This is a genomic window from Subtercola frigoramans, from assembly GCF_016907385.1.
GTDB classification, from domain to species: domain Bacteria; phylum Actinomycetota; class Actinomycetes; order Actinomycetales; family Microbacteriaceae; genus Subtercola; species Subtercola frigoramans.
This window is the reverse complement of sequence record NZ_JAFBBU010000001.1, coordinates 2,860,267-2,883,969: the sequence shown is the minus strand read 5'-3', so window position 1 is coordinate 2,883,969 and position 23,703 is coordinate 2,860,267. Positions and strand designations below refer to the sequence as shown.

General features: G+C 64.4%; 19 protein-coding genes and 1 pseudogene. 12 read left to right on the top strand and 8 right to left on the bottom strand.

The features are described from left to right. Positions 1-10: 10 nt before the first annotated feature. The gene (locus tag JOE66_RS13480) at positions 11-2,518 is read left to right on the top strand and encodes a glycoside hydrolase family 65 protein (protein WP_205110229.1); all 2,508 of its coding nucleotides are present in this window, start codon (positions 11-13) and stop codon (positions 2,516-2,518) included. A gap of 24 nt (positions 2,519-2,542) precedes the next feature. Here JOE66_RS13480 and JOE66_RS13475 read toward each other — a convergent pair whose 3' ends face one another. Then, positions 2,543-3,793: an amidohydrolase gene (locus tag JOE66_RS13475; protein ID WP_205110227.1), complete on the bottom strand. Its 1,251-nt coding sequence runs from the start codon at positions 3,791-3,793 to the stop codon at positions 2,543-2,545. A gap of 81 nt (positions 3,794-3,874) precedes the next feature. On the opposite strand from JOE66_RS13475, the gene JOE66_RS13470 reads away from it, so the two are divergent. Next, positions 3,875-5,674, top strand: coding sequence for an amidohydrolase (locus JOE66_RS13470; RefSeq protein ID WP_205110225.1), 1,800 nt, complete (start codon positions 3,875-3,877; stop codon positions 5,672-5,674). A 70-nt stretch (positions 5,675-5,744) separates the two neighbouring features. Here the strand turns inward: JOE66_RS13470 and JOE66_RS13465 are convergent, their stop codons facing one another. Continuing rightward, entirely contained in the window at positions 5,745-6,119 is a 375-nt protein-coding gene (locus JOE66_RS13465) for a DUF4190 domain-containing protein (RefSeq protein WP_239518309.1), read from the bottom strand. A 131-nt stretch (positions 6,120-6,250) separates the two neighbouring features. Here JOE66_RS13465 and deoC point away from each other — a divergent pair, with 131 nt between their 5' ends. The 3 genes from deoC to JOE66_RS13450 are packed head-to-tail and all read left to right on the top strand — an operon-like array spanning position 6,251 to position 9,743. Then, positions 6,251-7,303 (top strand): deoxyribose-phosphate aldolase, encoded by a 1,053-nt coding sequence (deoC, locus tag JOE66_RS13460; RefSeq protein WP_205110221.1) that lies wholly within the window; start codon positions 6,251-6,253, stop codon positions 7,301-7,303. A gap of 47 nt (positions 7,304-7,350) precedes the next feature. After that, positions 7,351-8,886, top strand: a complete 1,536-nt coding sequence (locus JOE66_RS13455) for an aldehyde dehydrogenase family protein (protein ID WP_205110219.1) — start codon at positions 7,351-7,353, stop codon at positions 8,884-8,886. Continuing rightward, positions 8,883-9,743: an aldehyde dehydrogenase family protein gene (locus JOE66_RS13450; RefSeq protein WP_205110217.1), complete on the top strand. Its 861-nt coding sequence runs from the start codon at positions 8,883-8,885 to the stop codon at positions 9,741-9,743. The genes JOE66_RS13455 and JOE66_RS13450 overlap by 4 nt, the downstream gene beginning before the upstream one ends. A 187-nt stretch (positions 9,744-9,930) precedes the next feature. Here JOE66_RS13450 and JOE66_RS13445 read toward each other — a convergent pair whose 3' ends face one another. Both JOE66_RS13445 and JOE66_RS13440 read right to left on the bottom strand, forming a co-directional pair. After that, complete coding sequence (locus tag JOE66_RS13445; RefSeq protein ID WP_205110215.1) at positions 9,931-11,526, bottom strand: HNH endonuclease signature motif containing protein; 1,596 nt, start codon at positions 11,524-11,526, stop codon at positions 9,931-9,933. 928 nt (positions 11,527-12,454) lie between these two features. After that, positions 12,455-12,946 (bottom strand): MarR family winged helix-turn-helix transcriptional regulator, encoded by a 492-nt coding sequence (locus tag JOE66_RS13440; RefSeq protein WP_205110212.1) that lies wholly within the window; start codon positions 12,944-12,946, stop codon positions 12,455-12,457. Between the two features lie 196 nt (positions 12,947-13,142). Here JOE66_RS13440 and JOE66_RS13435 point away from each other — a divergent pair, with 196 nt between their 5' ends. Then, complete coding sequence (locus tag JOE66_RS13435) at positions 13,143-13,469, top strand: hypothetical protein (RefSeq protein WP_205110210.1); 327 nt, start codon at positions 13,143-13,145, stop codon at positions 13,467-13,469. Between the two features lie 186 nt (positions 13,470-13,655). Then, positions 13,656-14,420 (top strand): 3-hydroxybutyrate dehydrogenase, encoded by a 765-nt coding sequence (locus JOE66_RS13430; protein ID WP_205110207.1) that lies wholly within the window; start codon positions 13,656-13,658, stop codon positions 14,418-14,420. Between the two features lie 30 nt (positions 14,421-14,450). Here JOE66_RS13430 and JOE66_RS13425 read toward each other — a convergent pair whose 3' ends face one another. Continuing rightward, on the bottom strand, positions 14,451-15,401 hold the full coding sequence (locus JOE66_RS13425; RefSeq protein WP_205110205.1) for a LysR family transcriptional regulator: 951 nt from the start codon (positions 15,399-15,401) through the stop codon (positions 14,451-14,453). Positions 15,402-15,494: 93 nt separating this feature from the next. Between JOE66_RS13425 and JOE66_RS13420 the strand changes: the two genes are divergently transcribed. From JOE66_RS13420 to JOE66_RS13410, 3 genes are read left to right on the top strand one after another with little or no spacing between them, the layout of a single operon-like run. After that, a complete protein-coding gene (locus JOE66_RS13420) occupies positions 15,495-16,385 on the top strand; it encodes a phosphatase PAP2 family protein (protein WP_205110203.1) in 891 nt (296 codons plus the stop codon). Beyond that, positions 16,382-17,569, top strand: coding sequence for a diacylglycerol/lipid kinase family protein (locus tag JOE66_RS13415; RefSeq protein ID WP_205110201.1), 1,188 nt, complete (start codon positions 16,382-16,384; stop codon positions 17,567-17,569). Before JOE66_RS13420 ends, JOE66_RS13415 begins: the two co-directional genes overlap by 4 nt. Beyond that, the gene (locus JOE66_RS13410) at positions 17,562-18,365 is read left to right on the top strand and encodes a DUF1206 domain-containing protein (protein WP_205110199.1); all 804 of its coding nucleotides are present in this window, start codon (positions 17,562-17,564) and stop codon (positions 18,363-18,365) included. The genes JOE66_RS13415 and JOE66_RS13410 overlap by 8 nt, the downstream gene beginning before the upstream one ends. A 30-nt stretch (positions 18,366-18,395) precedes the next feature. Here JOE66_RS13410 and JOE66_RS17680 read toward each other — a convergent pair. Next, positions 18,396-18,842, bottom strand: a pseudogene (locus JOE66_RS17680) (phosphatase PAP2 family protein); the annotation flags it as partial. A 383-nt stretch (positions 18,843-19,225) separates the two neighbouring features. Between JOE66_RS17680 and cls the strand changes: the two are divergent. Beyond that, entirely contained in the window at positions 19,226-20,710 is a 1,485-nt protein-coding gene (gene cls, locus JOE66_RS13400; protein WP_307827206.1) for a cardiolipin synthase, read from the top strand. A 47-nt stretch (positions 20,711-20,757) separates the two neighbouring features. Here the strand turns inward: cls and JOE66_RS13395 are convergent, their stop codons facing one another. Together JOE66_RS13395 and JOE66_RS13390 are read right to left on the bottom strand one after the other, a co-directional pair. Beyond that, entirely contained in the window at positions 20,758-21,390 is a 633-nt protein-coding gene (locus JOE66_RS13395) for a DUF2510 domain-containing protein (protein ID WP_205110195.1), read from the bottom strand. Positions 21,391-21,766: 376 nt separating this feature from the next. Continuing rightward, a complete protein-coding gene (locus tag JOE66_RS13390; protein ID WP_307827205.1) occupies positions 21,767-22,162 on the bottom strand; it encodes a hypothetical protein in 396 nt (131 codons plus the stop codon). Positions 22,163-22,357: 195 nt separating this feature from the next. Here JOE66_RS13390 and JOE66_RS13385 point away from each other — a divergent pair, with 195 nt between their 5' ends. Beyond that, positions 22,358-23,695 carry a phenylacetate--CoA ligase family protein gene (locus JOE66_RS13385; protein ID WP_205110193.1) on the top strand — a complete coding sequence of 446 codons (1,338 nt, stop codon included), beginning with the start codon at positions 22,358-22,360 and terminating at the stop codon, positions 23,693-23,695. Positions 23,696-23,703: the final 8 nt, after the last annotated feature.

Sequence of the window (23,703 nt, the reverse complement as noted above, 5' to 3'; positions counted from 1 at the left end):
GCCCCGAACAGTGAACACCGTGACCTCTGATCCACTCGACCGTTACCGATTCCCGATCGATGAATGGGCCCTGACCGAGTCGAGCTTCGAGTCTGCCAACCAGGGGCACACCGAGACGCTCTTCGCCGTCGGCAATGGCTACCTGGGCATGCGCGGCAACGCAGAGGGCGGCTACGGCGGTCACTCCAACGGCACATTCATCAATGGCTTTCATGACACCTGGGCCATCAAGCACGCCGAAGAGGCCTTCGGTTTCGCGCGCGTAGGCCAGACGATCGTCAACGTGCCCGACGCCAAGCTCATCCGACTGTACGTGGATGATGAACCCTTCATCATCGCCGAGGCGGACTGCATCTCCTACGAGCGTCGCCTCGACTTCCGCACAGGGGTGCTTCACCGCGAGATCGAGTGGCGCACACCATCGGGCAAGCGCGTGCTTGTGCACTCCAAACGGCTGACCTCGTTCACCGACCGCCACCTGGCCGTCGTCGACTATGAAGTCACGCTGCTCGACAGTGATGCCTCTGTCGTCTTGTCGAGCCAGACGCTGAATCGGCAGGACTGGGTCGACGAATACGCGGCGACGGCGAACTCCGAGCATCCGATCGACGACCCGCGGCGCGCGGCTGCTTTCGCCGACCGGGTGCTGCTGCCGCGGTTCAAGAAGGCCGAGGGTGGCCGGTACATTCTGGGGTATCGTGCCGCGAACTCGGGCATGACAATCGCCTGTGGCACCGACCATCGCCTCGAAACCGAGAACGAGTATGTCGAGAGCTCGCAGATCGACGACGATCTGGCGAAGCATGTGTACAGCATCCGGGCCAAGAAGGGCCAGCCGATCAGGCTGGTCAAGACGATCACCTATTACACGACCCAGGCGGTGCCCACACGCGAGCTGGCCGATCGCTGCGACCGCACCCTCGACCGCATCGCTGAGGCGCCGATCGAGGAGGTCTTCGATCGCCAGCGCGAGTGGCTCGATGCGTTCTGGCAGCGCTCGGATGTCGAGGTGAAGGGCCAGCCCGCGATCCAGCAGGCTGTGCGCTGGAACATCTTCCAGCTCGCCCAGGCGACCGCGCGAACCGACGGCGGCGGTATCGCGGCGAAGGGCGTCTCGGGTTCGGGGTACGGCGGCCACTACTTCTGGGACACCGAGATCTACGTGCTGCCCTTTCTCACGTACACCTCGCCTGCCGTCGCGCGGAACGCCCTGCGATTCAGGCACGGCATGCTCGACGCAGCGAGGGACAGGGCACGTGAGCTCAACCAGCTCGGCGCGCTGTTCCCCTGGCGAACGATCAACGGTCTCGAATCGTCGGCGTATTACGCCGCCGGAACCGCCCAATACCACATCGACGCCGACATCTCGCATGCGCTCTCGCAGTACGTCTCTGCCACCGGTGACGAGGACTTCCTCATCGCTGGCGGCGCCATCGACATCCTCATCGAGACGGCTCGCATGTGGGCCGACCTCGGGTTCTGGCGCAGCAACGGCAAGCAGACGTTCCACATCCACGGGGTGACCGGGCCCGACGAGTACACCACCGTCGTGAACGACAATCTCTTCACCAACGTCATGGCGAGGGCGAACCTGCGGGCCGCGGTGCGCCGATGCACCGCCATCCGCGCGACGTCGCCCGAGGAGTACGCGCGCATCGCCTTCCGGCTCGAGCTTCGCGACGAGGAGGTCGTCGAGTGGGCGGCCGCTGCCGAGGCCATGCACATCCTGTACGACGAAGAGCTGGGCATCCACCCGCAGGATTCGCAGTTCCTCGAGAAGGAGTTGTGGGACCTGGAGAACACTCCGGCATCGAAGCACCCACTCTTGCTGCACTACCACCCGCTCGTGATCTACCGCTTCCAGGTCATCAAGCAGGCCGACGTCGTGCTTGCCCTGCTGCTGCAGGGTGACGAGTTCAGCCAGGAGGAGAAGCGCCGCAACTTCGAGTACTACGACGCTCTGACCACCGGGGATTCGACCCTCTCTGCCTCGACCCAGTCGATCGTTGCGGCGGAGGTCGGCTACCGCGACCTGGCGCTGGAGTACTTTCTCGCAGCACTCTTCGTCGACCTCGGCGACCTGCACCACAACTCCTCAGACGGCGTGCACGTCGCGTCGACGGGTGGCGTCTGGAGTGCGCTGGCGTTCGGATTCGGTGGAATGCGTGACTACCTCGGCACCTTCACCTTCGACCCCCGCTTGCCGGAGGAGTGGGAGTCGCTCGTCTTCAGGGTCACCATCCACGGCTCGAGAGTGCTCGTGACACTCACCCTCGACGACATGACGTTCACCGTCGAATCCGGTGACGGAGTCGAGTTGTACGTGCGTGGCCGACGGGTGGTCGTGACCCCCGAGAAGGCCGTGACAGTCACCCTCACCAACGAGCCTCCCGCCCTCGAAGGCGCACCGAGCACCAGCGACATCGAGGGCAGCCTCCGTGCAGACGGTTCGGTCATCGTTGCCACGATGCCGACAGACGTCATCGACCTGCCGGGGGAGTACATCCAGACGGAGTGAGTGCGCGCAGGGCGTCGCGGGGCGTCACGCGGGCGCGAGCCATTCGAGCGCCGCGACGGTCAGGTACCGCACTCCGGCGTCAATGGTCGGCTGGATGACCGGGGCGAAGTACGGCGAATGATTGCTGGGAATGTCGGCGTCGACCCGACCTGCCGCTACTGCCGCTGCGAACGCCTCAGGGTCGCTCCCCCCGAAGAACCAGAACACCAGCGGCACTCCGAAAGCGGTGGCCAGTTCGCCGACGTCTTCGCTGCCCGATGCCGCGCCGATGTCGACGACGGAGCGAGCTCCTGATTCACCGTCGGTTTCGAACTCGCGCACGAACCGGGCGCGGAGCCGCTCTGTCGCGACCGCGTCATTCACCGTCGCATCACCACTCTCCCTGACAGTGAACAACGGCTCGATCTCCATGCCGGAGGCCTGCGCCTCTGCTGAGGCGATGCGGCGGATCGCCTCGACCACTTTCGCCCGGGTGTCGGCGTCGAGGGTGCGGACGTTCATACCGATGGTCGCCGTCGCCGGGATCACGTTGCTCTTCGTTCCGGCGTGGAAGGTGCCCACCGTGACCACTGCGAGCGTGCCGGGTTCCACCTCCCGGGCGACCACGGTCTGCAACCGCATCACGGTCGCCGACGCCGCGACGATCGGGTCGATGGTGGTCTGCGGCCTCGACCCGTGCCCGCCCCGGCCCGTGAAGGTGATGTCGAAACTGTCGACACTCGCCAGAGTGGTCCCAGAGTGCAGCGACACCACGCCGGCCGGCAGGGGAGCGACATGCTGCCCCAGCAGGATCTCCGGTCTCGGAAAGCGGTCTGCGAGGCCATCGGCCACCATCGCCTGGGCGCCGGCGAGAGTCTCTTCGGCCGGCTGGAAGATTGCCACGACTGTTCCGCGCCACTCATCCCGGCAGGCAACAAGCTGTTGCACAGCACCGATCAGGCAGGTGACGTGCATGTCGTGGCCGCACGCATGCATGACCGGGATCTCGACGCCATCGTCGCCCCGTACCGTCGCCCTGCTGGCGTAGTCGAGTCCGGTCTGCTCCAGGATCGGCAGGCCATCCATGTCGGCACGGAGGCCCACGACGGGGCCGTCGTGCCCATCAATGCCGTTTCGAAGCACCGCAACGATGCCTGTGCCGCCGACACCGGTCGTCACTTCGAGGCCGGCCTCCGTCATCACCCGCGCGATGATCGCGGCTGTGCGGTGTTCGGCCATGCCGAGCTCGGGGTGTTCGTGCAGATCGCGGTAGACCGCTTCGAGCGACTCGTTCATGCTGCTGAGCATAGAGGCACAGGGTTGCTCTGCGGCGTGTATACACACCAACCGTCGTGCTGCTGCTAAGAATGGCTCACCATGACCGAAACCGTCACTCCTGGCCCCGTCGGCGATACGGGCCCGACTGTCACTGCCGGCACCATCCTCACCGCCTCCACCATCCTCACCGCCGCCACGATCCTCACCGCCAGCACCATCATCACGATGGATGAGACTCGGCCGCGCGCCGAAGCCGTCGCCGTCTCGGGCGGGGTCATCGTCGCCGTCGGGTCGCTCGCCGAGGTGAGAGCGGCGTTGCCGGGTGCGGAGGTGGTCGACACCGGGGCCGCTGTACTCATGCCCGGGTTCATCGAGTCCCACGGGCATCCGATCGTCTCGGGGCAGGCCACTCAGGCGCCGGCGCGGTCGATCTCCCCGTGGGACGCGCCGACGTGGAAAGACGTGCTGGCGATCTTCGCCGAAGCGATCGCTGCGACCCCGGTCGGTGTGCCTCTGCTGTTCAACGGCTTCGACGCGCTGTTGCAGGGCATCGAGCATCCGACAGCCGCGTCGCTCGACGCGATCTTCGGTGATCGGCTGGTCGCTGTCGCCGACAACTCGGGCCACGGTGTCTACTTCACCACTGCACTGATCACCAGCCAGGGGTGGGATGCCCGCCCACCCGCAGACCCGGTGGGCGGCTCGTTCGGCCGCAACGCCGACGGCTCGCTCGACGGCACCGCGTATGAGTTGCCGGCCGTTCTCGCCGTCGTCATGCCGGTCATGGCGAAGATCGGCGGGAACCCGCTGCACCCGGCGATGGCGTTCTACCGCATCATGGCCGAAGCGGGCATCACCTCGACGAGCGAGATGACCTACAACGACCAGCTCAAGGGCGCCTACGAGGCGCTCGCCGTCATGACGAATGTGCCGCTGCGCCTCTCGGTCTACCATGTCTCGGTTGAGGCGAGCTGCGCTGAGCCGCTTGACTCTGACGTCTCGACAGGGCTGTTGGTGAAGCAGGGCATCAAACTCTGGGCCGATGGCTCGCCGTGGATCGGAAACGTGGCTACGTCGTTCGGGTACCTCGACACCGAGACAACTCGCCGCGCGAAGATCGATCGTTCGATTGCTGGCGAGCACGCGATGAACTACTCGCGGGCCGACCTCGACGCCATCCTCGATACCCACGCGCTCTCCGGCTGGCAGATCTCGGTGCACGTGAACGGCGACCTCGGCCTCGACATCGTGCTCGATGCCATCGAGCGGGCGCTGGTGAAGCACGGGCTTCTCGGCACCGATCATCGCTGGCGCGTGGAGCATGTGGGAGCGGGGCGCAAAGACCAGTTCGAGCGCGCCGCGAGACTGGGCGTGGCCATCTCGATGGGGCCGTTCCAGTTCTACTACTGGGGCGACATGCTCGACGGCGAGATGTTCGAATCGCAATACGGCTCGCAGTGGCAGGCCTTCAGGGACGCGTTCAGCTCAGGTGCCACGGTGTCGTTTCACAACGATGGCGCCGTGACGCCGCCGACCCCGTTGCTCAACGTCCAGACAGCGGTGACGCGCCGTACACGCAGCGGCGCACTTCGAGGGGAGAACCAGGCCATCTCGGTGCACGAGGGCCTGGCGGCCGAGACCATCAACGCTGCCTTCCTGCTGAAACGGGATCACCTCGTGGGCTCGATTGCCGTCGGAAAGCTGGCCGACTTCGTGGAACTCTCGGCCGACCCGTACGACGTCGACCCGCGCACTCTTGCGACCGACGTGACCGTGCTCGGCACCTGGCTCGGGGGCAACCGCATCGATCTGGATGCGTTCATGGGTGAAGCGCACGGGGTCGACCCGGCTCAACACGCCGGGTTGTCGGCCCACGTCGCCACCGGCCACCGCTGCTGAGAAATTCCGCGCACGAACGAAACAAGGGGCGTCATCCCGAAGAACGACACCCCTTCTGTGTTGCTGGGTCTTACGGGCAGGTGACCGTGACACCGTTCGAGAGCGTGCTCGTGCCTGACGGCATGCCCTGGCACAGGCTGCTGATCGCAGCGGCACCGGCAGTGATTGCAATGATGGCGATGACGATGCCGAGGATGAACAGCACGGCACCGACGATGATCGCAGCAACAGCAGGGCCGTTCTTGGCGCCGACGCGACGCGACTGCACCAGAGCGACGATACCGAGGATGAGGCCGATGATGTTGAAGAAGATCGCCACGATCAGTGCGACGATACCGAGTGTCTTGCCGGGTACCGACGCCGGGGCGGCGGACTGGGCGTAGACGGGAGCGACGGGCGGGGTTGGGGGTGTGGGCGGCAGCTGGTTGCCATTCGAATCGGTCATCAGCATCTCCTTTGACGGGTTGCGAGTCTTGTTGCGAGTCTGGGCAAATGCTCAGGCGATGTAAAGGTATCGGAAGTTTTGTCATTTGCGATAGATGCCACGCTCAGTCGCCACCGCATAGGCTCGTTCTCATGACTATTGAAAAACCCATCATCGACACCGCCGGTGCCGCGGAGGGCAACCGTGCCGCGTCGGCCGCCGACCGCGCGAACGCGAGAGAACTCGTCGGTGGTGAGGCGACGGATACCAATCTTCGCCGCTACCTCGACGGCATTCCTGGAGTCGATGCGGTCGGTCTGGAACAACGAGCAGCGTCGCTCGGCACCCGCTCGATCAAGACCACATCGAAGGCGTGGGCCCTCGACACGATCATCCGGCTCATCGATCTGACGACACTCGAAGGCGCGGACACGCCGGGAAAAGTGAAATCGCTCGTCGCAAAGGCACTGGTACCGGATGCGGCCGATGCCAGTACCCCGCGTGTCGCTGCCGTGTGCGTCTACGGCGATATGGTCGGTGACGCCGTCTCCGCCCTCGGGTCGGCGCATGGTGACCCGGATGACGGCGGCGTGAGCGTGGCGGCCGTCGCGACCGCGTTTCCGAGCGGCCGGGCGTCGCGCGCGGTCAAACTCGCCGACACCGCCGATGCGGTGAGGGCAGGGGCCGACGAGATCGACATGGTCATCGATCGCGGCGCCTTTCTCTCGGGCCACTACGGCCAGGTCTTCGACGAGATCGTCGCGGTGAAGGAGGCCTGCCGCCGAACAGACGGCAGCTCTGCGCACCTGAAGGTCATTCTGGAGACGGGCGAACTGAACACCTATGACAACGTCCGCCGGGCATCCTGGTTGGCCATGCTCGCCGGCGGTGACTTCATCAAGACGTCGACGGGCAAAGTCGCCCCCGCTGCGACGCTGCCCGTGACCCTTCTCATGCTCGAGGCCGTTCGCGACTGGCACCGGATGACCGGCCAGAAGATCGGCGTCAAGCCGGCCGGCGGCATCCGATCGTCGAAAGACGCGATCAAGTACCTCGTGACAGTGGCAGAGACGGTGGGGGAGGAGTGGCTTCAGCCGCACCTGTTCCGGTTTGGTGCGTCGAGCCTGCTGAACGACGTTCTGCTTCAGCGCCAGAAGCTGACCACGGGGCACTACTCGGGCCCTGACTACGTCACTGTCGATTGACATGCCGAAGAAATAGACGACGCAGACTACGAAGCTGAAGGATTATTGTGACTTTTCTAGAATACGCTCCGGCCCTGGAGTCAACCGGATTGCTGAATCTGAAGGAGCACTACGGCCTCTTCATCAGCGGTGAGTTCGTCGACGGCAGAGGCACCGCCTTCGAAACGATCTCGCCTGCGACCGAACAGACCATAGCCCTGATCTCGTCTGCCGATGACGCCGATGTCGATTCTGCAGTGGTCGCTGCGCGATTGGCCTACGACACGGTGTGGTCGACGATGTCGGGGCGCGACCGGGGAAAATACCTGTTCCGCATCGCCCGCCTGGTGCAGGAGCGAGCCCGAGAACTCGCCGTCGCTGAAACGCTCGACAACGGCAAACCGATCAGGGAGAGCCGTGACGTCGACGTCCCTCTTGTCGCTGCATGGTTCTTCTACTACGCAGGGTGGGCCGACAAGCTCGACCATGCAGGCCTTGGCGCAAACCCCTCGTCGCTCGGGGTTGCTGCCCAGGTCATCCCCTGGAACTTCCCCCTGTTGATGCTTGCCTGGAAGATCGCGCCAGCTCTTGCCGCCGGAAACACCGTGGTGATCAAGCCGGCCGAGACGACCTCGTTGACGGCGCTGCTCTTCGCCGAGATCCTCCAGCAGGCTGACCTCCCCGCAGGTGTCGTCAACATCGTGACCGGTGACGGAGCAACTGGTCGCGCGCTCGTGAACCATCCCGGCGTGAACAAGGTTGCGTTCACGGGATCAACAGCAGTCGGGCGCGAGATTGCTCGATCGCTGGCCGGCACGAACAAGAAGGTCACCCTCGAACTGGGTGGCAAGGCGGCCAACATCGTCTTCGACGACGCACCGATCGACGAGGCCATCGAGGGCATCGTCAATGGAATCTTCTTCAACCAGGGCCAGGTCTGCTGCGCCGGTTCGAGGTTGCTCGTGCAGGAGAACGTGCACGACGAAGTCGTCGAACGACTGAAGGCTCGCATGGCGACGCTTCGGGTGGGTGACCCCCTCGACAAGAACACCGATGTCGGTGCCATCAACAGCGCAGCGCAGCTCGCTCGCATCGAGGCGCTCTCTGCTGCAGGTGAGGCTGAGGGAGCCGAACGCTGGAGCCCGCCGTGTGAGCTGCCGCAGAACGGGTTCTGGTTCGCACCGACGATCTTCACGAACGTGTCGACGAGCCACCGGATCGCCCGGGAGGAGATCTTCGGGCCTGTGCTGTCGGTGCTCACCTTCCGCACGCCCGCCGAGGCGATTGCGAAGGCCAACAACACCCCCTACGGGCTTTCGGCGGGGATCTGGAGCGACAAGGGCAGCCGCATTCTGGCCGTCGCAGACAAACTGCGCGCAGGCGTCATCTGGGCGAACACCTTCAACAAGTTCGACCCCGCCAGCCCGTTCGGTGGCTACAAGGAGTCTGGATACGGCCGCGAGGGTGGAAAGCACGGCCTGGCCGCGTACCTGAGCCCGGCAGCGCCGATTCTGGCGTCAGCATCACCAGCGCCGGCAGCGCCAGCGACAGCATTACCAGCACCGGCACTACCCGCATCGCGACGAAAGAGGGTCTCGAAATGACACATCTCGCTGTTCCGAAGACGTACAAGCTGTTCATCGGAGGCAAGTTCCCGCGCAGCGAGTCCGGGTACACGTATGAGGTTCGGAGTGCATCCGGAGCCTTTCTCGCCAACGCCGCGAAGGCTTCCCGAAAAGACGCCAGGGACGCAGTGGTTGCTGCCCGTGCAGCGGTGTCCGGATGGTCGGGAGCGACGGCCTACAATCGTGGCCAGGTGCTCTACCGCATCGCCGAGGTGCTCGAGGGTCGTCGCGCCCAGTTCGTCGACGAGATCGTTCAGGCCGAGACCGTGACGGCAGAAATCGCCGGGGCTCAGGTCGACGAGGCAATCGACCGGTGGGTCTGGTACGCCGGTTGGTGTGACAAGTACGTACAGGTCGCCGGCAACGCGAATCCCGTTTCGGGGCCCTATTTCAATCTGTCCGTGCCAGAACCCACCGGCGTCGTCGCGATCGTGGCGCCGCAGGATTCGTCTCTGCTCGGCCTCGTGAGTGTCGTAGCCCCCGCACTGGTGAGCGGGAACACGGTTGTTGTTCTCGCGAGTGAGCAGTTCCCGCTCTCAGCGATCAGCTTCGCCGAGGTGCTCGCGACGAGTGACGTACCAGGAGGAGCGCTCAACATCCTCACCGGGTCACCGAAGGACATCGCTCCCTGGCTCGCGTCGCACGCGGACGTGAATGCTCTCGACCTTTCGGGTGCGTCAGCATTGGACTGGGTCGACCTCCAGATTGCGGCTGCCGAAACGCTCAAACGTGTACTGCCTCCCGAGACCGGGCCAGACGCCGGCTACCCGACTCTCGGCCGGATTACGACTCTGACCGAAACCAAGACCGTCTGGCATACCAAGAGCCTGATCTGACCGACGCTCACCGCCGTGTGGGATTCGTCCCAGCCTGATGGCTGGCGAGCGTGACTGTGAGCGGGGCTTCGCGCCCCCAGTGGGGTTGAGGCTCACTCAGTCGCGCAGTTTCCCGGTTCGTGTGCGTTGCCGCCAGCAGCCTGTCTGCGTGGCGATTCCCCGTGGCGTCGACTGGCTGAGTTCGAATTCAGAATGGCGGGGCGTCACCGTCATCTGGGTGACGCGCCCCTTGGAAACATTCTGGGTCTGCGAGATGCCCTGTGCTGTCTGGGCTGTCCGAGCTGTCCGAGCGAGCTGGGCCGTCTGAGGTGTCTGAGTTGGCTGAGCGATCTGGGTCGTCTGAGCGATCGGGGTTGTCTGAGCGATCGGGCTGGCCGTCGGCTTCGTCGTCTGTGTCGTCGGTGAACTGGATGATGGGTTTGGTGAGTGGTGTGGGTTCGATGTTGTATTGGTGGCCGGCGGGTGAGGTCCAGGTGATGGTCGGGGCGTGCCCGTTTTCTCCGGGGGTTTGTCGGATGGTCCATTGGGTGTGGTGTTTGACTTTGTGGTGCGTGGTGCAGAGTGGGCTGATGTTGTTGTAGGCGGTTTCGCCGCCGTCGGCCCAGGGGATGGTGTGGTCAAGGTCTGCGGTGGTGGAGGGGTGGCAGGGGGTGGGGAAGGTGCATTCGGTGTGGGTGAGCCGGATGAGTTCGTCGAGGTCGGTGGGGGGTTTGTAGCGTTGCCGCCCGTAGCTGAGGACGACACCGGTGGCGGGGTCTGTCAGGATGCGGGTGAAGGAGTGGGCGTCGCGGGTGATGGTGAGGGCGGTGTGCCGGTCGATCGGGCCGTACCCTTCGAGGTTTGCTGGGCCTGAGGTCTGGTCGGGGTCGGGGTCGCCTTGGTGGTTCCGGCCCAACAGGGTGAGGGCGGGGACGGTGATGTTGACGCGGGCCCGGATGTGGGGGGTGACGCGGGGGGTGTGGGTGTCGCTGTTGAGCATGAGGTCGGTGAGGACGTCGACTTTGAGTTGGGTGAGGGTGCGGGGGTCATCGTTGTGTTTGGCGGAGCGGGCCATGTCGGTGGCGCGGTTGTGGATGGCGACCGCTTCGACGGCGGCGGTGTACAGGGTCAGGTACGCCATCCCGTCGGACCCGGGTTCCAGATACAGGCGCCTCCCCGTGACGGCGTCGGTGTGGCGTTGGGTGTCGGTGCGGGGTTGTGCTTCCTCTACGACTGCGCGGGCTATTTTGTCGAGGCGTTGCGCGGTGACTTTCCGCGCCCAGGGCAGTACCGCCTTCTCGTACCTCCCTAACGCTTCCCGGGGCAGCGGGTGCGAACGGGTGACAATCGTTTCGGTGTGCCGGTACGACACCCGCCCCAAAGCAAGGGCTTCACGGGTGGTCGTGAACGGGCCAGCAAGACCTTCGCAGGTGTCGACCAGTCGCCTCGCGTCGGGCTCGGTGAGGTGCAGGGCGACGGCGAGTTCGAGGACGACCTGGCGCTCGACGATCTGGTCGGAGGACCACTGCGGGCCCCCGCCGCCACTGCTGGCGAAGCTGTCCTGGGTGTGCAACGCGAACCCCGCGATCCTTGCTTCCTCGACGAGGAGGGCGTGTGCGGCGTGCGCGGCCGCGATCGCCCGATGCGACACCACCACCGCAGCGACCGCCGCCGCGAACCGGTCCCGACGCGACACTGATGACGACGACGAACCCAGCTCTGTGCCGAAGCAATCGGGGTTGGTGAAAGTCGAATCAGCTGGGAGGGGATCAACCTCATCATCGGTGAGTAATGCTCGTGTCATGAGAACAGTCAACCACCCACCCCCAACGCTCGATACTCAAAACCCCCGATCAGTGGACAACTCGCTCAATCGACTGTCTGTGGAGGAGGAGGCGATGAATGAAGAAGCATTGAGCGCGTTGAGCCTCTCGTCACCATGGGATGTTCAAGACTTGGGCAGCCCCTTTCGTGACCAACCCCGCGATGGTACGTTTTTTGTACTGTTTTCCCCAGACCCCGGTGACAGGTGTCGATCGTCAGGCCGACACCGGAGCCGCACGCATGTGCCACACCTGAGGGAGCAAAGTGAACAGGAATCTGAGTTCGAAACTGGCGGCACTCGTCGGTGGCTGTATCGTCGCCGGTCTGCTGGTTTCACTCTCGCGGGCGATTGAATCCCGCGGCAGTGCCAGTGTGGCTCGTGACGTTTCAGAGTCAACCGGCCTGGCGCCCGAGCAGACTGGCTACCTGGCAGAGCGGGTCAGTCACGACTTTGAGCCCACGAGGCACGTGTCAGGGTCAACAGGGCACCTGTCCGTTTTCTCGGCTCACGCGCAGGAGATGTCTGGCGATCGGCCGGGCCGCAACGATAGAACCGATGAGGCGATCAGCCGTGAAGTTCATGCCTTCACGGCGCATTCCTCGGCCAGTGATCCCGGTTATGAGGCAGCGTCGAACGACCTTGATTGGTCTCTGTCTGAGGTGGTCTGAGGCCGACGCCAACTGTGGCGGCACCAACGTGTTCACCGGCCAGAATCCTCACCGGCTACCCTGTTCACCGGCCAGCGGGCTCACTAGCCAGAATCCTCGCCGGCCAGCAAAACCACCACTCGGTGACGAGTCCACTCCGACCTCTCGCCGTCGACAAGCGCCCCGCAAGAGACCCGCGAGCACCCCGCAAGCACCCCGCAAGAGCTCCGGCAGTCGCGCGCCCGCGCAAGCGCGAGATCTCAGGTTGCGGAGGTGGTCGACTGCGCCCCAGCGAGGCCATCTTCAAGCGGGTAGCCGAGAGACGTCGCCAGCCGCAACAGGAGGCCTTCGAGGAGCTCGGTCTCTTCGCCGGTCATGGTGTCGGCCACAGCCGTGATTGCACCCCGGTAGTCGTCGTAGACGCCGGCCATGACCGCTTCACCCGCCGGCGTGAGTTCGAGGAAGATGGCCCGCCGATCGCTTGGGTGGGCGACCCTGACGATCAGGTCGCGTTCAACCAGGCGATCCGAGATTGCTGTGACGGCACCGGTCGTCAGGTTCATCGAGCCGGCGAGCATCTTGGGCGAAGCCTGGCGCGCTTCGGCGATACGCGAGAGCACGCGGAGTTCCGACAGTGTGAGCTCGCGTTCACTCGCGAAGCGGCTTCTCATCTTGTCGAGCGCACGGAGGAGTACGAGGGTAGCGGCCGGTAAGCCATCGACGGCCTGAATCGGCCCCGTCTGCCCGAACATCCGATTCTCCCCGCTGGTTCCCGTATCGATCCCAGAGTGTGACTGGCTCGTGGCTGCACCAGGTTGCCGGGCGAGTGAACTGTGTCAATCCCCAAAACAGCCAGAGTGCAAGCTACTCAGTCTCTGAGATACTTACCCATACTAACGGGCAGTGCGTCAGCACTCCGCTCTGGTCCAACGAGTGAAAAGAGTACTGGTGAGCACGTACCGATTGACGGTGAACAATGAGCGGTATTTCCTCCCGGAGGGCAGAGACGTGTCGGGCCTCAAGGCGATGTTCGCCGATGCAGCCCGCATGGGCGGAGGTTTCGTCGACGTACTGAACACCTCGAAATTGCGCGTCGCTCTGCTGATCACGCCCAGCTCTTCGATCAAATTCGAAGAATTCGACGCGGTCGTGCAGGTCGATGAACTGTGGCAACAGCCCCTGGCGCACTCCTCGGCACAGCCATTTGCACTCTCGAGCAGCGGGGAAGCCGAATTGGGCGCCGACCTGTTCGAGTACGACGACTTCACGTTCTGACGCGCTGCGGGCCGAGCGCGGTTGTCTGCTGACGCTCGCCAGCCGACGGCATTCGGGGGCAGGCTCACAGGTCCCGGATGCCCGTGGCCGCGTTTGTGCGCGAAATCCATTAATCTGCAAATCTGCACAGTGCGGGTGCGTGTTCGGTGATTGATCCGCATTCCAGTGCAGTGATACTCCTGAACCATGACGAACTCTCTCGAACGCAAGACAGCGCTGGTCACTGGCGGCGCAAGTGGAATCGGGGAGGCAGTTGCCCATACCCTCTCCTCGCGGGGTGCGCAGGTCATCGTGGCTGACCGTGACGGCAACGCTGCCCGGCGCGTGGCGGCTGACATCGGCGGCACCGCCTGGGAGGTCGACCTTCTCGACCCTGACCAGGTCTCCGACGAAGCACTCGCCCGCGCCCTGCCGCCCATCGACATCCTCGTGAACAACGCCGGTGTGCAGCGCTTGTCGCCGATCGAGGACTTCGCCCCCGGCGACTTCCGGATGATCGTGACCCTCATGCTCGAGGTGCCTTTCCTGCTCATCCGCCGTGTTCTGCCGTGCATGTACGAACGTGAATGGGGTCGCATCATCAACGTGTCGTCGGTTCACGGATTGCGCGCATCCCCGTTCAAGAGCGCCTACGTGTCGGCGAAACACGGACTCGAAGGGCTGTCGAAGGTGACGGCTCTCGAAGGCGGCCCGAAGGGTGTCACAAGCAACTGCATCAGCCCCGGTTACGTGCGGACTCCGCTGGTCGAGAAGCAGCTGGCCGAGCAGGCCGAGGTGCACGGCATCCCTGAGTCAGAAGTCCTCAGCCGCATCATGCTCACGGAGAGTGCCATCAAGAGACTCGTCGAACCGTCGGAGGTCGCCTCGCTCGTCGGCTGGCTCGCCTCCGAGGAGTCGACGATGGTCACCGGTGCGAGCTACACGATGGACGGCGGCTGGTCGGCTCGCTGAGCAGGCGCTAGCGGCCACGAACGTGCCCTGTCAGCTGTACGGGCTGCCGATCATCCGGCTGCCGGGGCGCCCCTCGAGGGCGTCGCTGAACTCGATCATGCGTGAGCGCAGTGCCGACGCCACGGCAGCGATGGCCGGTTGACGGAGCGCCTCGGTGCGGAGAACCATCCAGTAGGCCAGCCGTTCGCCGACCAGCTCAGGCAGAACACGAACCAGGTCGGCGTGCTGGTCGGCCATGAAGCACGGCAGAAAACCCATCCCCGCACCGGCGCGCGTCGCCTCGACGTGCACGAAGACGTTCGTCGAACTGACTCCATCGACCATGGTCGGCACGAGCCGGCGCGGCGCATCGAGGTCGTCGACCTGCAGGATCGAGTCGATGAAGTACACCAGAGGGTGCATCATCAGCTCGGGCAGTGTCGTCGGAGTGGCGTGTTCGCGCAGGTACGTACGGGAGGCGTACATTCCGAGGGCGTAGTGCCCCAGTTCGAAGGCCTCTGTGCGGTGAACCTGCGGCTCGCCGACCACCACTTCGATGTCGAGGCCAGACCGGTGCTGCAGCGCCCGCCTGGTTGCGGTGACGATTTCGACGCTGAGATTCGGATGCTCGCGCCGCAGCGCAGCGACCGCAGGAGCCGCGATATAGGCGCTGAACCCGTCGGTTGCCGAGAGTCTCACCACGCCGCTGAGCTGTCGGGGTTCGTCGGGCGGCGCTGTGAGTTCGCTCACGGCCGCCTCGACGGCTTCGGCCGCCCCGACGGCCTTCTCGCCCAGGGCGGTGAGTTCCCAGCCGCCGGCCGACCGGGCGAGCACCCGGCCACCGAGTGCCTGCTCGAGCGAGGTGATCCGCCGCGAGACGGTGGTGTGGTTGATGCCGAGGCTCTCTGCCGCCGTGAGGAAGCGGCCGGTGCGCGAAACCGCCAGGAGAATCAGCAGGTCGTCTGCGTCAGGCGACAGTGCCGGGCGAGAGGAATCGTTCATATCTGCAAGTATGCAGTGCAGAGCCGCCTACCGAGCGCGGCGTGGGCGCGCAAGCCCCCGAGCGATGCGGCACCTGCTGCCTACTATCGGAGTATGGAACTTCCTCCTGTGACACCGGCGAGCCCGAAAGACTCGGGAGTCAGGGGAGAGCTGACCCACGATCGATTTGTGGGGTCTCGCGATCTCACTCACTGGTACAGCCCCATCGGGCGCCTTCTCGCCCAACTGACTCGCCGGCTGTCGGCCAGGCTCGGTCCGCACGGCGCGCTCATCCTCACGCTGGCCTTCGGCATGGCCATCGTGGTGCTGTTGAGTGCCGCCGCCGCCCAGGTCTACGACGCCGTCACCGATTCCGACGGCGTCGCTGGGCTCGACAAGCCGCTGCTGGCTGCGATGATGTCGGCCCGTTCGCCCTGGTTCGACGCCATCGTGACCGCCTACACCGACATCGCCGGGCCGATCGGCATGCCGATCATCGCGGTGGGGGCCATCGTCATTCTGGCCGCTCGGCGGCGGTCGTGGACGCCGGTGATCCTCATCGCGGCTGCTGGAACCGGCTCCCTCCTCATGACCATCGCCGGCAAAGACCTGATCGGCCGCGACAGGCCGCCCCTGGCCGACGCCGTACCACCGTACGAATACTCGCCCTCCTTCCCGAGCGGGCACACGCTCAATGCGGTCGTCATCGCGGGAATCATCGCGTATCTCCTGATCCTGCGCCAGAAGACCGCCAGGGCCCGGGTGACCACCATCGCGGTCGCCACGCTCTTCGCCCTGTCGATCGGTCTCAGCCGCGTCTACCTCGGGCACCACTGGTTCACCGATGTGCTCGCCGGCTGGATGCTCGGGGCCGCCTGGCTCGCCATCGTGATCACCGCGCACCGCCTCTACCTCACGACCCGGAGAAGGCCGTCTGAACACCAGCAGCCCGAACACGAGCAGCCCGTGCATGAAAAACCCGACGATCTGGAGCACACGACATGACGCCCTCGAACGAGCCCAGGCACGCCGCCGCTGATGAGGCAGTAACCAGTGCCGCAGACAACCAGCAGAAGACGGCCGCCCTCGTCTACAATCCCATCAAAGTCGACCTCGAGCAGCTGCGTGCGGCGCTTGAGGCGCAGGAGGCGGCGAACAGCTGGGCGTCCACGCTCTGGCTCGAGACGAGCGAAGACGACCCCGGAGAGCAGATCACCAGGAAGGCCGTCGAACAGAAGGTCGATGTCGTCATCGCAGCAGGCGGGGACGGAACCGTTCGCGCGGTGGCAGAAACCCTCCGGGGCACAGGCATCCCCCTTGCGCTGTTGCCCTCTGGCACCGGAAACCTGCTCGCGCGCAACCTCGCGCTCACCCTCGACGACATGGACCACTCTCTGGCGACGGCGTTCACGGGTGCGAACCGTTCCATCGACCTGGGTGTCATCGACATCGAACGGGCGGATTCGACCCGGGACAGGCACGCGTTCCTCGTGATGGCCGGGCTGGGGATCGACGCCAAGATGATCGCCAATACGAACTCCGAGCTCAAGAAGCGAGTGGGCTGGCTCGCCTATGTGCAGGCGATCTCGCTGGCGCTGAGAGACAAAGACGAACTGCGCTTCCGGTATCGGCTCGGCGATCATCCGACCCGCGCTCTTCGTGCCCACACGCTCATCGTCGGCAACTGCGGCTCGCTGCCGGCGAACATGCTGCTGCTGCCCGATGCCGCCGTCGACGATGGGGTCTTCGACATCGTGATGCTCCGACCGAAGGGGTTCTTCGGCTGGATCCAGATCTGGGCGCGAGTCGCGTGGGAGAACGGGATCATCCGGCGGACGTCGATGGGCAGAAAGCTCATGGGTGAGGTGAAGGAGGTCCGGGCGATGGAGTACGACAAGGGGGCGTCCGTCACCGCGCGCTTCAACCGGGCAGAGCACATCGAGCTCGACGGTGACGCCTTCGGTGAGGCGGTGGCGTTCAAGACGTGGGTCGACGCCGGTGCGCTGGTTGTGCGCATTCCGGCCGAGGTCGCCGACGACAGCTCGGGTGATGATGATGCTGCCGATGCTGCCGATGCTGCCGACGCTGCCGACGCAAGTGTCACCAGTGATGCCGGTGCCGATGCCGATGCCGATGCAAATGTCATCAGTGATGACGGTCCCGGTGCGAAGGAGGACGCGCATGCCTGACGCGAAAGCCGCCGCACGTACGGTGTCGAACAGCCCTGTGCTCCGTGGCCTTGCCCGGCTGGGATTTGCGGTCAACGGACTGCTGCACATCCTGATCGGATTGATCGCCATCGGCCTCGCTGTGGGTACGGGGGGTGGCGAAGCCGATCAATCGGGTGCGCTCACCCAGTTGGCGAGCGCTCCGGGCGGTGTCTTCGTACTCTGGGTCGTGGTCGTCGGACTTGCTGCCCTGGGGCTCTGGCTGATCCTCGGTGCCTTCCTCTTTCGGGCTACCGACCCGAAGAAACGCGTTTCGCACATCGTCAAGGAGGTCGCCAAGGGTGTGGTCTACCTCGCGGTTGGCGGAACAGCACTGACCTTCGCGCAGGGCGGCTCATCGAATTCTGCGTCGAGCACGAGCCAGGCCAGTGCAGGGCTCCTGGCGACACCTGGTGGGCAGATCCTGGCTGTCGTGATCGGCATCGCCATAGCGGCAATCGGCGTCTACTTCGTCGTGAAGGGTGCCACGAAGAAGTTCACCGACGACATTTCAGTGCCCTCTGGCACGGCCGGCACCGCCATCGTGTTCGTCGGTGTTCTCGGCTACGTGGCCAAGGGAATCGTGCTGGTACTTGTGGGCGTGCTCTTCGCCGTCGCTGCGTTCGCCGTCGACCCGGGCAGAGCGACGGGCCTCGACGGGGCCCTCCGAAGCCTGGCCACCGTGCCGCTGGGCATGGCGCTGCTCTGGATCGTGGGCGCCGGCCTGATCGCCTACGGTGTCTACAGCGGCGTGCGGGCGTTGCGTGCCCGCCTCTGATCTGACACGCACAGTGCGATACGTGTCGAGCGCGACGATGAGCCCGAGGATGACCAGCGACAGTGACATCGAAGCGAGGGCGTCTGTCGCCCAGTGGTATCCCAGGTAGACCCGGCACACGGCCGCCGCGAAGATGAGCAGGGCGGCGACGACGAATGCCGCCACAGTCACCCGCGGGTTCTTCTTGCGCGAGAAGACCAGGTACGTCAGCAGGAGCAGAAAGTCGCACGCACCGAGAACGTGGCCTGAGGGAAAGGAGAACGTCGTGTCGGTCCCGAAGAGCATGAGCGAGACGGGCGGGCGTTGCCTGCCGACCAGCCGGGTGATGATCTGCACAACGATCACGCCGGTCAGGGTGCCGAGAGCGAGCAGCAGCGGGCGCCAGATGTGCCGGGCGAAGATGCCCCAGCTCACCGTGACGACCAGGATGATGATCGGCAGTGCGATCGGACCGAACACCACTGCTATGCCGATCATGACGACCGTGAGCCAGTCTGTGCGGCGGGCGTCGATCCAGCTCTCGATCGGTGCATCGATGCTCGAGACATCGTCTTTCTGCAGCACGCTGGACAGAATCACGAAGAAGAACACCAGGCCGGCTCCGACGAGGACGGCAGAGATGATGAAGAGGTTTCGCTTGACCGTGGCGTTCACGGGTCGTGTCTCGACGATGAATCTCTCATGGAAGGAACGGAGGGTAGAACCAGGCATGCGATGACGGTAGTACACGGTGCGATTCCGTGGCGGGGCCTCGATTTCGGGCCGGGTGACCGCTAAGGTGTGGCAGGCTCAATGGGTAACAATCTCCGCGGGGTGGCAATGTCAGCGGTCAACAGGTTTCGACGATGGGGTGCAAGAGCGTGAAAGAAGGACTGGCTCGCCTGAGCCGGCACAAGCTGTTCAAGGTCGTGCCGATCGTTGTTCTCATCGCCGAGATCGTCATCCGCATCGGTGCCGTCATCGTGGTGCCGCGCAATCGGCGGCCCACGGCAGCCATGGCGTGGCTGATGGCGATCTTCGTCGCCCCGATCCCCGGGACGCTCTTCTTCAGCCTGTTCGGAACGACCAAGCTGCCCAAAGCGCGTCGAGACAAGCAGCAGGAGATCAACAACTTCATTCTGGAGACGACAGAGGGGCTCGATCTCGTCTCGAAGAACGAGACCTGGCCGGAGTGGTTCAGTTCGGTCGTCGAACTGAATCGCACGCTGGGTGCCATGCCGCTGGTCGGTGGCAACGATGTCAAACTCCTGCCGGACTACACCGAGTCGATTGCGGCGATGACGGCGGCGGTCGAGGCTGCCGAGAAGTACGTACACGTCGAGTTCTACATCCTCAGCCGCGACGCGACGACGGTACCCTTCTTCGATGCGCTGCTTGCCGCCCAGAAGAGGGGAGTCACAGTCAGGGTCCTGTACGACCACATCTCGACCATCCGCAGCCCGAGAGGCCGTGCCACCCGTCGATGGCTGCGGGCGAACGACATCGACTTCTGGGAGATGCTGCCCTTCTATCCGTTCCGGAGCTCGTGTCGTCGACCGGACCTCCGGAACCACCGCAAGGTTCTCGTGATCGACGGTCTCGTCGGTTTCATGGGTTCGCAGAACATGGTCGACCCTTCGTACAACAAGCGCAGCAACATCCGGCAGGGCCTGCGTTGGAAAGACCTCATGGTCAAGATCGAGGGCCCGACGGTCGCGGGTGTGAATGCGATCTTCATCACCGATTGGTACAGCGAGACCGACGAACTGCTCACCCGCGAGACCGAGTCGATCCGTGTCGTCGAGTCGTCAGACACGCTCGACTGCCAGATCGTACCGAGCGGCCCAGGGTTCGAAGGCGAGAACAACCTCCGGTTGTTCAATGCGCTGCTCTACGCGGCCCAGCAGCGGCTGGTCATCGTGAGCCCCTACTTCGTGCCCGACGATTCCATGCTCTACGCCATCACGACGGCCGCGGAGCGGGGCGTCGAGGTGCACCTCTTCGCCTGCGAGGTGGCCGACCAGGCGGTGGTCTATCACGCACAGCGTTCATACTATGAAGCTCTTCTGCGCGCGGGGGTGCGGATCTTCCTCTACGAGAAGCCCGTCGTTCTGCACGCGAAGCACTTCACGATCGACGATGAGGTTGCCGTGATCGGATCGAGCAACATGGACATGCGCTCATTCAGTCTCAACTTCGAGGTCTCGCTGCTCGTCCGTGGGCGCCGTTTTGTTGACGCGCTGCGCGAAGTCGAGGAGGACTACCTGCTGCACTCACGCGAACTGCTGCTCGAAGACTGGCTGCAACGCCCGGTGCGGTCCCAGCTGCTCGACAACGTGTCGAGGCTCACCGCCGCGGTTCAGTGAAGACTGTGCGGCACGGGCTGTACGGCACGGCCTGTGCGGCGCACTCCTCAGGTGCGTGAGTACTGCTGAACGATCTGGGTCATCGAGCCGATCGCGCTCGCAACCTGGACACCGATGACGATCAGCTGGATCACGAACACGCCGATGTAGACCCAGATGACGGCGAGTCCCCGGCCGGTCTGCTGCCTGACGACGACGGAACGCCCGATCACATAGACGACTGAGAGGAAGGCCCACGCCCAGTGGAAACGGCGGGGGAATCCGACCGTGCCGAGGCGCTTCCAGTCCAGGTAGGCGAGAACAACGATGATGGCATAGATAGCCAGCCCGATGAGCTGCACTGCGATGTAACCGGGTGTGTACATCATCGATGTCGACGAGTAGCGGCTCGCACCCGGGTTGTAGAGGGATGCCCGCATACTGTCGGTCATCAGTGAGCCGAAGTTCAGCATCGCGAGGGCCACCGTGTCGATCAACGGAACAAGCACGATGAGCCAGATGAAGGCGTTGTACACCGGCGTGGAAGGCCCGATCCGACTGACCGGTGCGCTGGCCATCGCGTGTTCCGTCCACTGGTAGCCGTCCCACCAGCGCAACTCCGAGGTGCCGGTCGGCGAGGGGTACCAGCCCGGGCCCACAGCGGGCGTTTTACGAGGTTCAGGAATCAGTGGTTCAGACATTCGTGCCTCTCAGGCTTGCTCATGCGTCCGTGTCAGGTGCGGGCTGGTCATGAGCGTACTCGTGATGAGGCTTGCGGCCGCGTTCGCAACGCTCATGCTCGCATCCGTCACTTGTGCGAGATCACCCAGAAGACCGCTATGCCGATGAGAACCAGAACCGTGATGGTGATCACCTGGGGGAGGTAGCGGGGAGGCTCGCTGTCTGGCTCGTCGATGGGAGGAGTGCTCTCGGGTCTGTGGTGCCGGGTCTGTGGTGCCGGGTCTGTGATTCCGGGACTGAAGCAGCGCCTTTATGCAACCGCATGAATCAGGCTATGGTGACCGGCGCACGAACGCAGTCCGCAAAACAGGGGACAACCGAGGGTGCGGGCCGGAGTCAGCGACGGGCCGCGGGGCGCCCCTGCTTCTTCAGGTACCTGACAAGCAGGAAACTGCCGACGGCGGTGACGAGCCACATGACAAGGGTGCAGAGAATCCAGGCCCGGATCCCCGAGATGCGGATTCCGTTGGCGATGACGGCCGCAATGAGCAGGGAGACGAGGGTGGCGACGATGCCGATCCCCCCGATGAAGGCGGGCGCGTTGCGGGTCGTGGCCTTCAATACGGGCGGGACGATCAGGCTCTGAGCCACCGTGAACACGATCACCGTGACCAGGAACCCTTCCCAGGTCAGCGTCACCTCGGTGATGAGCAGCGCTGCGGCGAGGAGCCCGACGCAGGCAGAGCCCAGCGAGACGGCGATGCGGATCAGCAGGATTCTGAATGTAGCCACAGCTGAGACTAGTGCTTCTGTTTCGGCAGCGCGGTGGTGCCGCCAACGCAATTCCGGCGGGAGGACAACTGACTCGCGCTCTCTCAGGTCGGCGTAACACCGAATTAATAGTACAGAAACAGAACGCGCGTCATGATTTGGTTATATTGCCTGAGTGACGCATTCCGGCGCCACGAACCGACGTGCCTCGAGGTAATGATGGATCACTCCCCGTACTGGAACCCGAAGACCGAAACCTTGCCCCGCGAGGAGCTTCGGCAGCTTCAGCTCGCCAAACTGCGCCGCGTCGCAGAGTGGGCTGATGCCCGGAGTCCGTTCTACCAGCGTTCGTTCAGGGCGGCGGGCTTCAGCCCCGATCAGCTCAGGTCGTGGGCCGACATCGAACGCATTCCGTTTCTCACCCGCGACGAATGGATGCAGAGCCAGATCGCGTATCCGCCCTACGGTGAACTGCCTGTGGCGGGCGCCGAGAGTGCGGTAAGGATGCACACCACGAGTGGCACGTCGGGCAAGATGCCACTGCGAGCCCTCGACAGTCGCAAGGACTGGAAGTGGTCGGCGGAGATGTGGAGCTATGCCCTCTGGGGAGTCGGAGTCCGCCCGTCGGACGTCGGCTACATCGCCTTCGGTTATGGCTCGTTCATCGGGTTCTGGGGGCTGCACTACGGGCTCGAGAAGATCGGGGCGATGACGATCCCGGGTGGAGCCCAGACCACGGCCGGCCGGATCAAGCAGATCATCGACTTCGGGGTGACGGTGGTGGCCAGCACGCCCACCTACGCACTTCGCCTCGCACAGGAGGCCCAGGAGCTCGGAATCGACCTCCGCGGCAGTGCTGTGAAGACGATCATCCTCTCGGGAGAACCGGCCGGGTCGATTCCCGAGACGAAAGCCCTCATCGAAGAGCAGTGGGGGGCGAAGGCGTTCGACACCGCGGGTATGACCGAAGTATCGACGATCTTCATGTTCGAGCCTGCCGACCAGCCGGGCGGCTGCCACATCATCGAAGACCACTTCATCGAACAGGTCATCGATCCGGAGACGGGGAAGGAACTCGGTTACGGCGAACGCGGGGAGCGGGTGTGCACCTCATTCGGGCGCAGCATGATTCCGCTGCTCAGGTACCGCACGGCTGACCTGGTTCAGAAGATGCCGTCGAGCCGGGCATCCAACGGCCGTACCTGGGACCTCTACGAGGGCGGGATTCTCGGCCGGGTCGACGACATGAAGCTCGTTCGCGGCACAAACGTCTACCCTCGGGCGGTGGAGGGGATCGTGCGCACCTTCGGGTCGATCGAGGAGTTCCAGCTGCGCATCACGCGCGAGGGAATCCGCGACGAGATCACGCTTCAGGTCGAGCCGTCTCCCAGTGTGAACGACGAGGCCTGGCGAGAGCTCAGCTCGCGGCTCGCCGCCGAGCTGGCAGATGCTCATGAAGGGTTGCGTTTCATCGTCGACCGCGCAGAGACCGGCTCGCTGCCGAGGTTCGAATTGAAAGCCAAACGGCTGACCGACCTGCGCCCGGCACTCTGACGCTCACC

What these genes read in the sequence shown, in the direction of transcription:
- JOE66_RS13475 (WP_205110227.1), bottom strand. Translation starts at nt 3,793, where the DNA reads ATGAACGAGTCGCTCGAAGCGGTCTACCGCGATCTGCACGAACACCCC.
- JOE66_RS13470 (WP_205110225.1), top strand. Translation starts at nt 3,875, where the DNA reads ATGACCGAAACCGTCACTCCTGGCCCCGTCGGCGATACGGGCCCGACT.
- JOE66_RS13465 (WP_239518309.1), bottom strand. Translation starts at nt 6,119, where the DNA reads ATGACCGATTCGAATGGCAACCAGCTGCCGCCCACACCCCCAACCCCG.
- deoC (WP_205110221.1), top strand. Translation starts at nt 6,251, where the DNA reads ATGACTATTGAAAAACCCATCATCGACACCGCCGGTGCCGCGGAGGGC.
- JOE66_RS13450 (WP_205110217.1), top strand. Translation starts at nt 8,883, where the DNA reads ATGACACATCTCGCTGTTCCGAAGACGTACAAGCTGTTCATCGGAGGC.
- JOE66_RS13445 (WP_205110215.1), bottom strand. Translation starts at nt 11,526, where the DNA reads ATGACACGAGCATTACTCACCGATGATGAGGTTGATCCCCTCCCAGCT.
- JOE66_RS13440 (WP_205110212.1), bottom strand. Translation starts at nt 12,946, where the DNA reads ATGTTCGGGCAGACGGGGCCGATTCAGGCCGTCGATGGCTTACCGGCC.
- JOE66_RS13430 (WP_205110207.1), top strand. Translation starts at nt 13,656, where the DNA reads ATGACGAACTCTCTCGAACGCAAGACAGCGCTGGTCACTGGCGGCGCA.
- JOE66_RS13425 (WP_205110205.1), bottom strand. Translation starts at nt 15,401, where the DNA reads ATGAACGATTCCTCTCGCCCGGCACTGTCGCCTGACGCAGACGACCTG.
- JOE66_RS13420 (WP_205110203.1), top strand. Translation starts at nt 15,495, where the DNA reads ATGGAACTTCCTCCTGTGACACCGGCGAGCCCGAAAGACTCGGGAGTC.
- JOE66_RS13415 (WP_205110201.1), top strand. Translation starts at nt 16,382, where the DNA reads ATGACGCCCTCGAACGAGCCCAGGCACGCCGCCGCTGATGAGGCAGTA.
- JOE66_RS13410 (WP_205110199.1), top strand. Translation starts at nt 17,562, where the DNA reads ATGCCTGACGCGAAAGCCGCCGCACGTACGGTGTCGAACAGCCCTGTG.
- JOE66_RS13395 (WP_205110195.1), bottom strand. Translation starts at nt 21,390, where the DNA reads ATGTCTGAACCACTGATTCCTGAACCTCGTAAAACGCCCGCTGTGGGC.
- JOE66_RS13385 (WP_205110193.1), top strand. Translation starts at nt 22,358, where the DNA reads ATGATGGATCACTCCCCGTACTGGAACCCGAAGACCGAAACCTTGCCC.